Source organism: Streptomyces sp. NPDC088194, from assembly GCF_040702025.1.
Classification (GTDB): domain Bacteria; phylum Actinomycetota; class Actinomycetes; order Streptomycetales; family Streptomycetaceae; genus Actinacidiphila.
Genome location: NZ_JBFBIV010000002.1, coordinates 159,098 through 173,145 on the forward strand (window position 1 = coordinate 159,098; position 14,048 = coordinate 173,145).

A 14,048-nucleotide genomic window follows, 5' to 3' on the forward strand; every position below is an offset into this window, starting at 1 on the left:
CGTCGGGACTCCTAGGCCAGGTCCGAGCGCGATGCGCGCAGCAGCCGCATCTGCACCATGGTCAGCACGCCGAGGATGAGGACCAGCGTCATCGCGACCGCGCTGGCGTAGCCCATTTCGAAGTGTTTGAAGGCCAGTTCGTAGATGTAGTAGTAGATGACGCGGGTGGAGTTGACCGGGCCGCCGGGACTGGGCGTGATCGCGACCGTGTCGAAGATCTGGAACGAGCCGATCACCGACACGACCAGCACCAGCGCGAGGACCGGCCGGATCAGCGGCAGGGTGAGCCGGAAGAACATCCGGATCTCGCCGGCGCCGTCCAGCAGCGCGGCCTCGTAGATCGGGTCGGGGATCTGGAGCATGCCCGCGTACAGCAGGAGCGCGGTGTAGCCGGTGTAGGCCCAGGTGTTGGTGAGCGCGATGGTCGGCATCGACCATGTGGTCGAGGAGAACCAGCCGTGCGTGCCGACACCGACCGAGCTCAGCACGTGGTTGACCAGTCCGAGGTCGGCGTCGAACAGCCACAGGAAGAGCAGCCCCACGGTGACGTTCGGCACCAGCCAGGGCAGCAGCAGCATCACGCGGATGGCCACCGACCGGGTCAGCCGGAACATCAGCCCTGCCAGCACCACCGCCAGCACCGTCTGCGAGCCGACGTTGAGGACCACGTAGTAGGCGCTGACCTTCAGCGAGTTCCAGAACAGCGGATCGTGCAGCAGCGTCGAGTAGTTGGCCGCGCCCACGCCGTGCGGAGCGGAGAGCAGGTTGTAGTCGGTCGTGGAGAAGTACGCGCCGCGGATCGCCGGGTACACGTAGAACACCGCGAAGCCGAGCAGTACCGGCGCGAGGAACAGCAGCGCGACGGGTCCGTCCCCGCGGCGCCGGGGGCCGGGCCGCGGTCGGTGCCCCGTACGGTCCCGGGCTTCGGCTCGCGCCTCTCGCGCTGTTCCCGCCCGTTCGCGGGTCTGCGACGCACCACCGGCCACGGAGACTCCTTCAGTACGACTTTCCATAACTTTCTCTTCTCATCGCTTGGAGAGAAGTAACGACCTTCGGCCCGGCGTTGTCAAGGCTCTCGTCGGCAACGATCGCCGAAGTTCCGGTGCGGCGGCGGGGTTTGCCGGGATCGGGGCGAACGGTGGGGGAGCGGCGCCGCGGTCGCGGGGGCGGCGCCGGCCGGATCGGTTCTGGCAGGCGTTCGAGCTGGCACTTTGTCGGTGCGTCAGTGACCTTGGCGGTAACGGGAGTTGGCGGGTTCGGCGGACGAACTGCCGGCGGCGGGGTGGGCGCGTGCGCGCGGGCGGGCGTCGCCTTCCAAGGGCCCGGGGGCGGGTCCCGGCGGGGCGGTCTCGGGCCCGCATCGGAAGGCTTCGCCGACCCTTGACTTTCTAAAACTTTCCATCGATGCTCCCTGCGAGGTGTTTGCCCCGTCCCCGGAGGAGAGTCGAGCCGATGCCCGAACAGCGCGCCGCGGCCCTGGCCGGCGGCCGGCCCCACCCCGTCCCCGACGCACCGCCGCACGCCCGCGGCGCGCTGCTGCCGATCCAGCGCAAGCGCGCCATCCTGGCGATCCTGGCCGCCGATCGCGCGGTCGAGACCGCGCGCCTGGCCGCGCGCTTCGGCGTCTCGACCGTCACCATCCGGCGCGACCTCGGGCAACTCCACGAGGAGGGGCGGCTGGAACGGGTCCGCGGCGGGGGCCGGCCGCGCTGACCGTACGCCGCCCCCTCGCCGCCCCCTCTCCGCCGCCCCGCCGTCGCCCGCGCCACCGTCCGGCCGACGCCCGCGCCACCGACCACCGCTGCCCCGCCACCGCCCCGCCACCGCCCCACCACCGCGCTCGCGCACCCGTGAGGTGCCGTTTGACGTGCACGGAAAGCCCGTGCATGATTCCACTACTTGATTAGTGGAATGAGGGGTGCGGTGGCGATGTTCGCCTTCCGGATCGACCGGCAGAGCGGGGTCGCCAGCTACCTGCAGATCGTCCAGCAGGTCCAGCAGGCCCTGCGGTTGGGCCTTCTGGAGCCGGGCGACCGCCTGCCCACCGCCCGCGCGGTGGTCGAGGCGACCGCGCTGAACCCCAACACCGTGCTCAAGGCGTACCGCGCACTCGAGTCCCAGGGCCTGGTCGAAACCCGACGCAGGCACGGGACGTTCGTGGTGGGCACCCTCGGCTCCTCCGGCGCCGACTCACCCTGGCGGGCCGAACTCGCCGAGGTGGCCGCACGTGCCCATGCGGCCGGACTGGAACGCGACGACCTCGCCGCGCTGTTCGCCGCCGTACTCGACGATCTCCATCCACCGAAGGATTCCGGCCTTGTTCCCCACCAGCAGCGCTGACCCGGCGCTCACCGCGCGCGGCGTCACCAAGAGATATCGGCGCAGAGGCCCGGACGCGCTCGGCGGTTGCACCTTCAGCATCCCGGCCGGCGCCGTCTGCGCTCTCGTCGGACCCAACGGTGCGGGCAAGTCGACCCTGCTGGAGATCGCGGCCGGGTTCGAGCAGCCCGGCGCCGGCACCGTCGAGATCTTCGGGAAGCCGCCCAGGGCCGGCCATCCGCGGGTCTCCTACCTGGCCCAGGACCGGCCCCTGTTCCCCCGGCTCACCGCCGCGGACACCCTGCGCTTCGGCGCGCTCGCCAACAGCGCCAACTGGGACCGCGAGCTGGCCGAGCGGGTCGCCGACCTGGCGCGGTACGACCGCGACGAGCGGATACGGGACCTGTCCGGCGGCGCGCGCGCCCGGATCGCGCTGGCCGTCGCCCTCGGCAAGCGCGCCGACCTGCTGCTGCTGGACGAGCCGATGGCGGAGGTGGACGTGCTCTCCCGCCGTGAGCTGATGGGCCTGCTGCTGGCCCACGCCGCCGAGACGGGCAGCACCGTGGTGATGTCCTCGCACATCATCTCCGACCTCGCCGACACCTGCGACCACCTGCTGCTGCTCGACGGCGGCCGGGCCCGCCTCTGCGGCGACATCGACGACCTCACCGCGTCCCACGCGATGGTCACCTACTCCGGGGGCGCCGATCGGCTCGCCGGCCACACCGTCGTCGAGTCCCGCCCGGCCGGCCGCGGCACCAGCGCGCTGATCCGCCCGGGAGCCGCGATCCCCGCCGACTGGCAGGTCCGGCAGCCCACGCTGGAGGAACTGGTGCTGGCCCACCTCGCCGCCCCGGACGCCCCCGACCTCGTACTCGCCCAGCAGCCCCACCCCGAGGAGTCCGCCGCGTGAGCGCCGCCACCGACACCGTGACGTCGACCAAGTCCCGCCCCCGTGGGGAGCGGTGGCCGCTCACCCGGATCGTCTCGCGCCAGATGTGGCCCGTGGCCGCCCTGCTCCTGCTGGTCGCGCTGCGCATCGGCGCCTACCTGGTGTTCCACTACTTCGGCTGGTCCCACGCCGTGGACCTGCGCGCACGCATCGGCAAGCAGGAGTACGACTTCGGGCGGCACCCGGGCGACGCGCACGTCCGGACCGCCCAACTCCTCCAGGACGGCGCGCGCCTCGCCTTCCAGCCGGCCCTGTACGCCGCGGCGCTCACCGGTGTGGTCACCGGCCGCGAGTGGCAGTCCCGCCGGGTCGCTCTCACCCTCGCGCAGTCCGTCTCCGCGCGGCGCTGGTTCGCCGCCCGCTGGGCCGGGCTGGCGGCGGTGGTCCTGGTCCTGGTCCTGCCGCTGGTGGTGCTGTACCGGCACAGCACCGTGCACGCCGTCCACCTCGACCTGCTGACCCACGGAATCGACCGGCACACCGCCTACTTCACCATCGGCCCGGTCACCGTCGCCTACGTGCTGCTCGGCGTCGCCGCCGGCGCCCTGACCGGAACCGTGCTGCGCCGCACCGTGCCCGCGCTGATCGCCGCACCCGCGCTGACCTGGCTGCTGACCGCCCTGCTGGTGCGCTCGCGGGTGGCACTGCTGATCGACTTCCCGGCCTGGTCGCGGGTCAGCGGATGGCACGCCGGCGGTGTGCTCGGCCTGCAGTTCTACGACGTGCTCCCGCAGGACACCTTCCTCGTCGACTCCCTGAAGCCGGGCGACTACTGGCCCTACCAGATCGCCCAGAGCGCGGTCGTGCTCGCGGTGGCGGCCGTGCTGACCTGGGCCGCGCTGCGCGTCCTGCGCCGCCGTACCGCGGGGTCCTGACCGCGCGGCCGCCGGGCCCGGCCGTACGCACGCCGTCGAGTGCCCGGTCCGCCCGCCGCTCGGCGAAGCCGGTCACAGGGTCCGGCGGACTCCTGGCTGCCGCTCGATGTTCTTCAACTGGCTGGCGAGATCGCCCTGGATGGCAAGTGCGGTGCCGCGCCGCCCGATGGGCAGGATCGCACGTCCGCGGGTCTCCTCCAGGAGCAGGGCCCACGCCGCGTACATCGAGACCGCGGCGAGGATGAAGCCGAGGGCCGCCCCGGCATGGGCGGCGTCGACGTTGCCGGTGATGTCGGCCACCCCCGACACGGAGAACCTGGGCACGGCCACCACCAGCACCGCGGCGAGAGCCCGTTTGGACAACGCCGTCAGCATCACGAGGAGGACGAACACGGAGAACGTCACCAGGAAGATGCCGAGCACCTTCTGCGCCTGGGGGGGATGCACGAAGTACAGCAGGGTCTCCACCAGCCAGTTCGCCGCGAAACTCGTCATGGCCGTGGCGGCGGTCGCGTCACGGCAGAACACGGCGAGGACCCCGACGATGATCTGGAGGACGAAGGCGGGCAGCAGGACGAGCGCGACCGCGGCTTCGGCGTTCCTCGGAAGAAGGCCGGCCTGGTACGTGGACACGATGGTCGAGTCGATGGCGACGGTGAAGTACCCCAGCGGCAACGGCGTCGCCATCGGGCGCAGGTTGACCCGGATCATGGACCGGACATCGGGCGGGGGCGGGTCGCCGTCCGGGAAGGGCGGCTCGGGACCTTCCGTCACCGGCCCCGCTGTGGTGCTGTCCACGCCCTCATCCCTCGGTGCCGACCTTCGCCCTGCCCTCGCCCCGCGCTCCGCCCTGCCGTCGTCATGTCGTCGTCGTGCGCTCGGGGCCGTTCGCCCGAAGCGCGGACGGCCGTGCCGCACAGTGGTGTGCCGCGGCCACTCGTCCCTACGACTCGTCCATACAGCCGCATTCCGCAGCTTAATCCGTAAACCGCCGTCTTTCGGGCAACGCGCCCGGTCGTGGCGGTGCCTGCGAGCGAGCGGCGCGAGGAGTACGCCGGGGTCACCGCGTTCGGCGGACTCCGGCCCGCCGTTCGATGTCCGCGCCGACCGGTCGTCGGCCGGCCGCCGTCACCAGAACGGGCTGCTGGCGCCGGGCAGTTCGCCGTCGCGTGCCATCAGGTAGTAGCGGGCGAAGTCGAGGTAGTTGGCGGCGATCCGCCGGCGGGCCTCACGGGCGGTGGAGCGGTGGCGCAGGTGCGCGTGCAGCGGGTCCCACCAGATGCTGCGGCCGATCGCGAACCCGACGAACCCGGCGACGGGTGCCGCGACCTTCAGCCAGTGATCGAGCCGGTCGTGCGGTGCGTGCCGGCCGAGCACGATGCACTCGGCGCTGCGGCCGCCTCGGCGGGCGGCGGCCAGCACGGCCTCGGTGTCCTCGTGGCGTTCGAGCCCTTCGATCTTCCAGATCGCCGGCTGCACGCCGTGGTCCTGCAGGTACTCGATGACGGAGACCGTGAGGCCGGGGCGGACCTCGGCGTCGTACCGGTCGGTGTCCTCGCCCAGGGCCTGCCGGTCGGAGTCGCTCGCCGGGACGAGCAGTTCCAGGATCAGCGGCCGGCCGGCGTCCTCGGCCCAGGAGGAGACCTGGGCCAGGTCGGCGGCCTGCTGGGCGCGGCGGCCCGGGTCGAACCCCGGATTGTCGCGGACCAGGACCTTCGCATGGTCGGCGGGGAAGAACTCCGCGTGCCGCCGCCACTGGTCGCCGTAAGCGAACTCGAACCAGTCGCTCCCGCTGGCCTCGATCGGCACGGACAGGTTGATCGCGCCGCCCGAGCGGCCCGCGAGTTCGATGACCGCCGCGCCGTACTGCTCGTCGATGAGGATTCCGGGCTGCGGGCCGGCCGGGAGTTTGCCCGCGGCGTCCAGCAGGGCCTGGTAGATGAGGAGCTTGTCGGCGCTGATCCGGGCCGCCTGAGCCGGTTCGGGGGGCCCGCTGAGCTGGTAGAGGTCCCGTTCCAGGCTGTTCCTGTGATCCGCCGCGAGGATGAGCAGCGCCTTCCCGTCGGGCGTGGCCGCTGCCGATTTCTCCGGCTCGGCGAGAGGAACGTCGGACATGATGACCTCTTCTCGGCTTATCGGCTTCTCGGCTTCTCGGCGGAAATGTCCACAGGTCGGCGGAAATGATCACAGGAATCCAGCTTGCGGCCGGCGGCCGGGCCTGTCCAACGCTGGCCGGCGTCCATGAGCACCGGGAACGGCCGGAACGCCCTTCCGGGTGCGGAACAGGCGGGGCGCGCGGGCTGTCCGCATGAGGTTGCCGCGCGGGTGTGCTTTGCTGGCCGGGCGGGCCGCGTGCCACCCGGGGAACGGGGTGGGCCGCGTGATGGCGGCGCCCTCGGGACCTGTGGGATTCCGGTCTGAAAGCGACCACACCGATGCCGGCTACCTCCAAGACGTCGAACAGGCTGCACCAGCTCGGGGCCGCGCTGACCGTCCGCAACTTCCGACGCTACGTGAGCGGCCAGTCACTGTCGCTGATCGGTACCTGGGTCGAGACGGTGGCCCAGGGCCTGCTGGTCCTGCACCTGACGCACTCCGGGGCGCTGCTCGGATTGACCACGGCCACCCGTTACGCCCCGGTGCTGCTGCTGTCGCCCTATGCCGGGCTGCTGGTGGACCGGTTCTCCAAGCGGCGGGTGCTGCTGGTCACGCAGTTCGGGCTCGGTGCGGTCTCCCTGCTGCTCGGCGTGGCCGTCCTCACCGACCGGGTCGCGCTGTGGCAGGTGTTCGTGCTCGGCGTCGCCTTCGGCACCTTCAGCGCCCTCGACAACCCGGCCCGGCAGGCGTTCGTCTCCGAGGTCGTGGGCCCCGCCCTGGTCCGCAACGCCGTCACCCTCAACTCCACCCTCGTCAACGTGGCCCGGGTGATCGGTCCGACGATCGCCGCGCTGCTGGTCGGCTCGGCCGGGATCGGCTGGTGCTTCGTCATCAACGCCGCCAGCTTCCTCGCGGTGATCGCGTCGCTCCTCGCCCTGGACACCGGGAAGTTGCACCCGGCGGTGCCCGTTCCGCGGGGGCGCGGGCAGTTGCGGGCCGGGTGGCGCTACGCGGCAGGGGTGCCGGACATCATCCGGCCGGTGGTCATGATGGCGCTTGTCGGGACGTTCGCCTTCGAGTTCGAGGTCAGCTTCCCGTTGCTGGCGCACGACACCTTCGGCGCCGGCGACGACGCCTACGGGTGGCTGCTCGGCTCGTTCGGCCTCGGCGCCGTGGCCGGCGGGATCTACGCCCTGGGCCAGGAGCGGACCGGCGTGCCGCGCCTGCGGCGGATCGCGATCGGCTACGCCACGGCGATGGGGCTGCTCGCCGTCGCCCCGACGCTGGCCGCGGCGTTCGGTGCCTGCTTCCTGGTGGGCGTGGCCACCATCTTCTTCCTGTCCACCGGCAACGCCACCGTCCAACTCGCCTCCAACTCCCGTTACCGGGGGCGGGTGATGGCCCTGTGGTCGATCGCGCTCGTCGGCAGTACCCCGATCGGCGCCCCGATCATCGGCGCCGTCTCCCAGGGGCTCGACCCGCGCGTCGGCGTCGGCCTCGGCGCGCTCTCCTGCCTGGCCGCGGCAGCCGTCGGCCGCACCCCGCGGGCCCAGCGGCCGCCACGGGGCGCCGCGGCGACGATGACGGCTCCCGCACCAACCCGGCGGCCCTGGCGCAGGTGACGGCGCGGTGACGCGTCGGTGATCCGATCGTCCCAGGCTCTTCGTAGTGCCCCGGTACTCCGCTGCCGGGGGACGGTACACGCGACGAGAGGGGAAACCGTGTTCGCCCACCACTCCGCGTCCTCCCGGTCGTCCTGCCGGTATGCGGAACGCATTCCGTCGGATCGATCCGGACACTTCGGCCACTTCAGCCTCTTCGGCTCCTCCGGCCGATTCCGGCGCCCCCTCGTTTCGCGCTGGATCTACGACGCGATCCTGCTGTCCGCCGTCGTGCTGGCGGCAACCCAGCACGTGCTGGCCCGAGGAGCGGTCGTGGCCGCCTTCCTGGTCCTACGCGTCGCCGCCCGCCTGTTCCTCCGTGGCCGGCGCCCGCTGGCCGCGCCCGGCCGCCCAGGCGCGGAGCCGCGTCGATGAGGGCCGGACGTGGGTCCGAACCCACCCCGTCAACCCACCCGTGGACCGTCCACCGCCTGAACCGCCTGAACCGCCTGAACCGCCTGAACCGCCTGAACTGCTTGAACTGCCTGAACTGCCTGAAAGGACTTCCGTCATGACCCAGACCACCCGGCGCAGCACGCCGCAGCCCATCCGTGACGGTCAGGGCGCCACCGACCCCGGCCCCCGCAACACCCTGGTGGACCTGCAGAACCCGGACGTCCTGGTCCCCCCGGAAACCGACGCCGGCACCATGCCCAGCCTGAAGTACCCCTTCGGCCAAGCCCACATGCGCCTGGACGCCGGCGGGTGGGCCCGCGAGGTCACCCAACGCGAACTGCCCATCGCCACCACCCTCGCTGGCGTCAACATGCGCCTCAAGCCCGGCGGCATCAGGGAACTGCACTGGCACCTGCAATCCGAATGGGCCTACGTCCTGGAAGGCAGCTGCCGCATCAGCGCCGTCGACCAGGAAGGCCACGCCTTCCTCGAAGACGTCTCCGCCGGCGAACTGTGGTTCTTCCCCCAGGGCATCCCGCACCACATCCAAGCCCTCGACGACGGCGTTGAGTTCCTCCTCGTCTTCAACGACGGGCAGTTCTCCGAGAACAACACCTTCCAGGTCACCGACTGGTTCAACCACACCCCCCGCTCCGTCCTCGCCAAGAACTTCGGCGTCGCCGAAGAGGACTTCGACGCCATCCCCACCTCCGAGCTCTACATGTTCAACGGCGCCGTCCCGCCCCCGCTGGAATCCGACCGCATCATCAGCCCCACCGGCGACGTCCCCCGCAGCTTCAAGCACAACCTCGACGCCCAGACCCCCACCCGCACCAGTGGCGGCACCGTCCGCGTCGTCGACTCCACCAACTTCGCCGCCTCCACCACCACAGCCGCCGCACTCGTCGAGATCGACCCCGGCGCCATCCGCGAACTGCACTGGCACCCCAACAACGACGAATGGCAGTACTACATCTCCGGCCAGGGCCGCATGGGCGTCTTCGCCAACTCCGGCCACAACCGCACCTACGACTTCCAGTCCGGCGACGTCGGCTACGTCCCCTTCGCCATGGGCCACTACATCGAGAACACCGGCGACACCCCCCTGAAGATGCTCGAGATGTTCCGCGCACCCCGCTTCGAGGACATCAGCCTCGTCCAGTGGATGGCGCTGACCCCCCGCGAACTCGTCCAGCACCACCTCAAAGTCGGCGACAACGTCATGAACTCCCTCCGCCGCGAGAAGCAGCCCATCTTCCGCCCCTGAACGCACCCCGCACACCCCCCGCCCGGCGACCGGACCCACCACCCGGTCGCCGGGCCACCCCCGTGTCGGAACCCTCGAACCCCTGGCTGCCCGAACGGCCCAGCACAGCAAGGTGGTTGTCACCTCAGCCGGAGCGCGAGCGTGCCGACTCCGGCGAGCAGGAACGTGCCGGTGGCCGTCACCGCCACGCAGCGCGCTTTGAGCCGCAGGTAGCGTTCCGTGTACTCGGCCCGGAGTTCGGCGGCGCGTTCGCAGATCCGCTGGAACATCGCGTGCGCGGCGGCGGTGCGCTCGACGACGTAGACCCGCTCGACCTCCTCGCGCTGGGCGGTGGTGAGCCAGGGCAACTGGTCGGTGAAGGAGCGGGCCTGGCTGCGGGCCCGCTCCACCTCCGCGTGGCCCATGAGGTATCCCTCGATCCGCCACAGCCCGTGGTCGTCGTTCTTGTCCGGCTGCATGGGCGTGCCTTCGGTGGTCGGCGCGGGTTATCCGCGGCTGTCGCCGGAGGCGGCGGCTGTCGACGTGTGGGGGCGGTTGGCCTCGTCGTCGGCGGCAGCGATCTCCGGGTGGTGCAGGTCGAACGCGGGGGACTCGGAGCGAATCCGGGGCAGGGTGAGGAAGTTGTGCCGCGGCGGCGGGCAGGAGGTCGCCCACTCCATGGAACGGCCGTATCCCCAGGGGTCGTCGACCTCGACCTTCCTGCCGTACTTCGCGGTCTTCCAGATGTTGTAGAGGAAGGGCAGCATCGACAGGCCGAGCAGGAACGAGCTGATCGTGGAGACCGTGTTCAGCGTGGTGAAGCCGTCGGCCGCGAGGTAGTCCGGGTAGCGGCGCGGCATTCCGATGACGCCCAGCCAGTGCTGGACGAGGAAGGTCCCGTGGAAGCCGACGAACAACGTCCAGAAGGTGATCTTCCCGAGCCGCTCGTCGAGCATCTTGCCGGTCATCTTCGGCCACCAGAAGTGGAATCCGGCGAACATCGCGAACACCACGGTGCCGAAGACCACGTAGTGGAAGTGCGCGACCACGAAGTACGAGTCCGAGACGTGGAAGTCGAGCGGCGGCGCCGCCAGGATGACACCGGTCAGCCCGCCGAAGAGAAACGTGATCAGGAAGCCGATGGACCACAGCATCGGCGTCTCGAAACTCAGCGAGCCCTTCCACATGGTGCCGACCCAGTTGAAGAACTTCACCCCGGTCGGTACCGCGATCAGGAAGGTCATGAACGAGAAGAAGGGCAGCAACACGGCCCCGGTGACGTACATGTGGTGCGCCCACACCGTCACCGAAAGGCCGGCGATCGAGATCGTCGCGGCGACCAGCCCGATGTAGCCGAACATCGGCTTGCGGGCGAACACCGGGATGATCTCGGAGACGATCCCGAAGAACGGCAACGCGATGATGTACACCTCGGGATGGCCGAAGAACCAGAACAGGTGCTGCCACAGGATCGCGCCGCCGTTGGCCGCGTCGAAGACGTGCGCCCCGAACTTCCGGTCGGCCTCCAGGCACAGCAGCGCGGCGGCCAGCACCGGGAAGGCGAGCAGCACGAGCACCGCGGTCAGCAGCACGTTCCAGCAGAAGATCGGCATCCGGAACATCGTCATGCCGGGGGCGCGCATGCAGATGATCGTGGTGATGAAGTTGACCGCACCCACGATCGTGCCGAATCCGGACAGCGCCAGACCCATGATCCACATGTCGGCACCGATACCGGGCGAGTTCACCGCGTTGGAAAGCGGCGAGTACGCGAACCAGCCGAAGTCGGCCGCGCCCTGCGGGGTGAGGAATCCACCCACCGCGATCAGCGAGCCGAAGAGATAGAGCCAGTAGGCGAGCATGTTCAGCCGCGGGAAAGCGACATCGGGCGCGCCGATCTGCAGCGGCATGATCCAGTTGGTGAAGCCCGCGAACAGCGGCGTCGCGAACATCAGCAGCATCACGGTGCCGTGCATCGTGAACGCCTGGTTGTACTGCTCGTTGGACAGGAACTGGTTCCCCGGACGCGCCAACTCCGCCCGCATCAGCAGCGCCATGACGCCGCCGATCAGGAAGAACGCGAACGACGTCACCAGATACAGACTGCCGATCGTCTTGTGGTCGGTGGTGCTCAGCCACGACACCACCGCGGAACCGGCCCGTTTGGGGCGGACGGGTACTTCGTCCTCGTACGAGTCGTCCTGCTCTGCCACATCCGCGGCAGCCCGATCGGTCACCTCAACGCTCCTTCGCCTGGGCCGAAATGGCCACGGGGATCAGGATGGCGACTACCGGTCGGAAGCGCCGCTGGGCCCGCCGGGGCTTCGCCCGAACGGCCCAACGCGCGTCGAGAATCGCGGAAGAGCCTTGCGTCACAGGGCTGTTGCCACGCGACGCCAGCTCCCGCTGCCGGCCGGGGAAGCGGAAGCTCCGGCCGCACGGGGCGGCGACCGGAGCTTCGATCGTCGGCGCAGTCGGGGACTTGGGCCCTGCCGCGGCTGGTCAGGACCGCGCATCACCTCACACGGTGGGTTGCCGGGTTGCCGGGTTGCCGGGTTGCCGGGCTGCCGGTTGCCGGTTACGGCTGCGGGCTGCGGGCTGCCCTGGACGTGGGGCCGGGCCGTCCGTCGAGCTCGCTCCCCGCACCCTGAGCGGCTACTTCCCCTGCCCGTCCGGCAGATCATCGAGCCGGGATCGGGCCCCACCGCCAACTCGGGCGGAAATCCTGGCCGGATGACGGCTCACGCGGGCCCGGCACCGTCGGCCGAGCGGACCTGAGCGATGCGTCGCCCGTGGTCGCCCCGTCGTCAGCTCAGCCGAAGGACCTCGAACGCCGACGCGTAGGTCACACCCAGCCGGCTCCCGGCCGTCCGCCCGGACGACTCCAGGAACCCCTCGGCGTCGGCCATGTCCCCGCCCAACCCGGCAAGGTAGGCCCGGTGCGCCTTGAGTGAGGCGACACCGCTCGCGAAGTGGCCGGTGGTGTCGACCGCGTGCGCTGCCTCCGGCGAGCCCGCCGCGAGGACCATGCGAACGCCGTTCCAGGACGGATGGCCCCTCGTCGGCGAGTTCCCGGAACACCCAGCCGTTGCCCGCGTCCCTGACACCGTCGAGCACCGCCCGGCCGACGGCGATGTGGTCGGCCTGGTTGGGAAACGACCCCCCGTAGGTGTCTCGGAAGTTCGTGGTGACCACGACCTCGGGCCGATGCCGGCGCACGCAGCGGGCGATGTCGCGGCGCAGCGGCAGCCCGTACTCGACCACGCCGTCCGGGTGGCCGAGGAACTCCACCACGTCGACGCCCACCAGCGCCGCGGACGCGATCTGCTCGGCCTCCCGAAGGGGGCCGCACTCGGCAGGGTCGAGGGAGGCGATGCCGGCCTCGCCGCTGGTGACCATCACGTAGACGACGGTCTTGCCCTGCGCCGTCCAGCGGGCCACGGCCGAGGCCGCGCCGTACTCCATGTCGTCCGGGTGGGCGACGATCGCCAGGGCGGTGTGCCAGTCCTCGTCGAGAGGTTGGTAGCGCGTCGGCGCCTGCTCAGTCATCTGTTTCCTTCCTGTCGAGGTCCGGCTGGTCAGCGCAGGGCGCCGTCGTGGATTTCGGTGACGAAGCCTCCGGGGAAGCGGACTACGGCGCTGTGTCCGCCCCGACCGGTGTACGGGCCCCACAGGACGGTGGCGCCGTGGGCCCGGGCCTTGGCCAGGGTGGCGGTCAGGTCCGGCACGTCGATGCCGCTGACCTCGTCCCCGAAGGGGTGGTTGAAGTAGCCGTCCTTGGTCGACATGACGACCGTGTCGCCGTACGCCGAGGTGATGGCGATGCGGTGGTAGGTGGTGCCCGGCGCGCCGATCTGGGCGCCGTCGGCGTGCGGGTCGTCCAGGACGACGCGGCCCTTGGTGAAGGCCAGGTACGACTTGAGGAAGGCGGGGAGTGTGTCCCGGGGAACGTAGACCCGGTTGTCGGGCACCGTCGTCAGAGCCGGGAAGGGGCCGGGCGACAGCGTGGTCTCGTGCCAGAGCTGCGTGTCGATGCCGCCGGGGAACTGGATGACGCTGTCGTGGCCGATCGGGTCGGCGAAGGTCGCGACCAGGGAACCGGCTCCGGCCGCCTGGGCCTGCCGGGTTGCCGCGGCGGTGTCGGTGACGCCCCACCCGGTGCGTTCCTGGCCGAAGGGGTAGGGCACGGGGGTGGTGAAGTCGAACACCGACAGCAGGGCCACGGGCGAGAAGACCTGGGTGGCCAGGGCGGAGCTCGGTGTGGGGGTGAGCTGCGTGGTGAACGGTTTGACGTAGCTGCCGCCGAACGTCCCCACCCAGCTCCTGGCGAAGGCCTCCAGTCGTCCCGGCTGCACGTAGACGTGGACGGCGCTGTACTGCGGGCCCAGCGCCATGGCCTTGGCCCGAGCGGCGACCCCCGAGGCCGCCGAGGCCGCACGGGCCGGGGTGTGGGCGAAGGCCGCGGTCGCCCCCGGGGCGCCCAGCACCCCCCGCGAGGACCG

General features: G+C 70.9%; 13 protein-coding genes and 1 pseudogene. 7 read left to right on the forward strand and 7 right to left on the reverse strand.

Translation table 11 applies throughout. The annotated features are described in order from the left end of the window. Positions 1-11: 11 nt before the first annotated feature. Positions 12-986, reverse strand: coding sequence for a sugar ABC transporter permease (locus tag AB0399_RS01590; protein ID WP_328464992.1), 975 nt, complete (start codon positions 984-986; stop codon positions 12-14). 466 nt (positions 987-1,452) lie between these two features. Between AB0399_RS01590 and AB0399_RS01595 the strand changes: the two genes are divergently transcribed. The 4 genes from AB0399_RS01595 to AB0399_RS01610 all read left to right on the forward strand — a co-directional run bounded on the left by AB0399_RS01595 (position 1,453) and on the right by AB0399_RS01610 (position 4,146). Continuing rightward, positions 1,453-1,713 carry a DeoR family transcriptional regulator gene (locus tag AB0399_RS01595; protein ID WP_366409889.1) on the forward strand — a complete coding sequence of 87 codons (261 nt, stop codon included), beginning with the start codon at positions 1,453-1,455 and terminating at the stop codon, positions 1,711-1,713. 216 nt (positions 1,714-1,929) lie between these two features. Continuing rightward, the gene (locus AB0399_RS01600) at positions 1,930-2,340 is read left to right on the forward strand and encodes a GntR family transcriptional regulator (protein ID WP_329374223.1); all 411 of its coding nucleotides are present in this window, start codon (positions 1,930-1,932) and stop codon (positions 2,338-2,340) included. Next, on the forward strand, positions 2,318-3,232 hold the full coding sequence (locus AB0399_RS01605) for an ABC transporter ATP-binding protein (protein ID WP_366409890.1): 915 nt from the start codon (positions 2,318-2,320) through the stop codon (positions 3,230-3,232). The genes AB0399_RS01600 and AB0399_RS01605 overlap by 23 nt, the downstream gene beginning before the upstream one ends. After that, the gene (locus AB0399_RS01610; RefSeq protein WP_366409891.1) at positions 3,229-4,146 is read left to right on the forward strand and encodes a hypothetical protein; all 918 of its coding nucleotides are present in this window, start codon (positions 3,229-3,231) and stop codon (positions 4,144-4,146) included. The genes AB0399_RS01605 and AB0399_RS01610 overlap by 4 nt, the downstream gene beginning before the upstream one ends. 72 nt (positions 4,147-4,218) lie before the next feature. Here AB0399_RS01610 and AB0399_RS01615 read toward each other — a convergent pair whose 3' ends face one another. Next, positions 4,219-4,944: a GPR1/FUN34/YaaH family transporter gene (locus AB0399_RS01615; protein WP_366409893.1), complete on the reverse strand. Its 726-nt coding sequence runs from the start codon at positions 4,942-4,944 to the stop codon at positions 4,219-4,221. A gap of 330 nt (positions 4,945-5,274) precedes the next feature. Beyond that, a complete protein-coding gene (locus AB0399_RS01620; RefSeq protein ID WP_366409894.1) occupies positions 5,275-6,261 on the reverse strand; it encodes a 2-deoxy-5-keto-D-gluconate 6-phosphate aldolase domain-containing protein in 987 nt (328 codons plus the stop codon). 320 nt (positions 6,262-6,581) lie between these two features. On the opposite strand from AB0399_RS01620, the gene AB0399_RS01625 reads away from it, so the two are divergent. The 3 genes from AB0399_RS01625 (at position 6,582) to AB0399_RS01635 (ending at position 9,567) form a co-directional block, all read left to right on the forward strand. Next, positions 6,582-7,865, forward strand: coding sequence for an MFS transporter (locus AB0399_RS01625; protein ID WP_366409895.1), 1,284 nt, complete (start codon positions 6,582-6,584; stop codon positions 7,863-7,865). A gap of 99 nt (positions 7,866-7,964) precedes the next feature. After that, positions 7,965-8,279 (forward strand): hypothetical protein, encoded by a 315-nt coding sequence (locus AB0399_RS01630; RefSeq protein ID WP_366409896.1) that lies wholly within the window; start codon positions 7,965-7,967, stop codon positions 8,277-8,279. A gap of 136 nt (positions 8,280-8,415) precedes the next feature. Then, entirely contained in the window at positions 8,416-9,567 is a 1,152-nt protein-coding gene (locus tag AB0399_RS01635) for an oxalate decarboxylase family bicupin (RefSeq protein ID WP_329368401.1), read from the forward strand. A gap of 119 nt (positions 9,568-9,686) precedes the next feature. On the opposite strand, the gene AB0399_RS01640 is transcribed toward AB0399_RS01635, so the two are convergent. The 4 genes and pseudogenes from AB0399_RS01640 to AB0399_RS01655 all read right to left on the reverse strand — a co-directional run bounded on the left by AB0399_RS01640 (position 9,687) and on the right by AB0399_RS01655 (position 14,033). Further along, a complete protein-coding gene (locus tag AB0399_RS01640) occupies positions 9,687-10,025 on the reverse strand; it encodes a hypothetical protein (RefSeq protein ID WP_329368403.1) in 339 nt (112 codons plus the stop codon). Between the two features lie 27 nt (positions 10,026-10,052). After that, complete coding sequence (gene ctaD / locus AB0399_RS01645; protein ID WP_366409897.1) at positions 10,053-11,783, reverse strand: cytochrome c oxidase subunit I; 1,731 nt, start codon at positions 11,781-11,783, stop codon at positions 10,053-10,055. Between the two features lie 570 nt (positions 11,784-12,353). Next, positions 12,354-13,095, reverse strand: a pseudogene (locus AB0399_RS01650) (PIG-L deacetylase family protein). 29 nt (positions 13,096-13,124) lie between these two features. Continuing rightward, complete coding sequence (locus AB0399_RS01655; protein WP_366409898.1) at positions 13,125-14,033, reverse strand: glyoxalase; 909 nt, start codon at positions 14,031-14,033, stop codon at positions 13,125-13,127. Between the last annotated feature and the right edge of the window lie 15 nt (positions 14,034-14,048).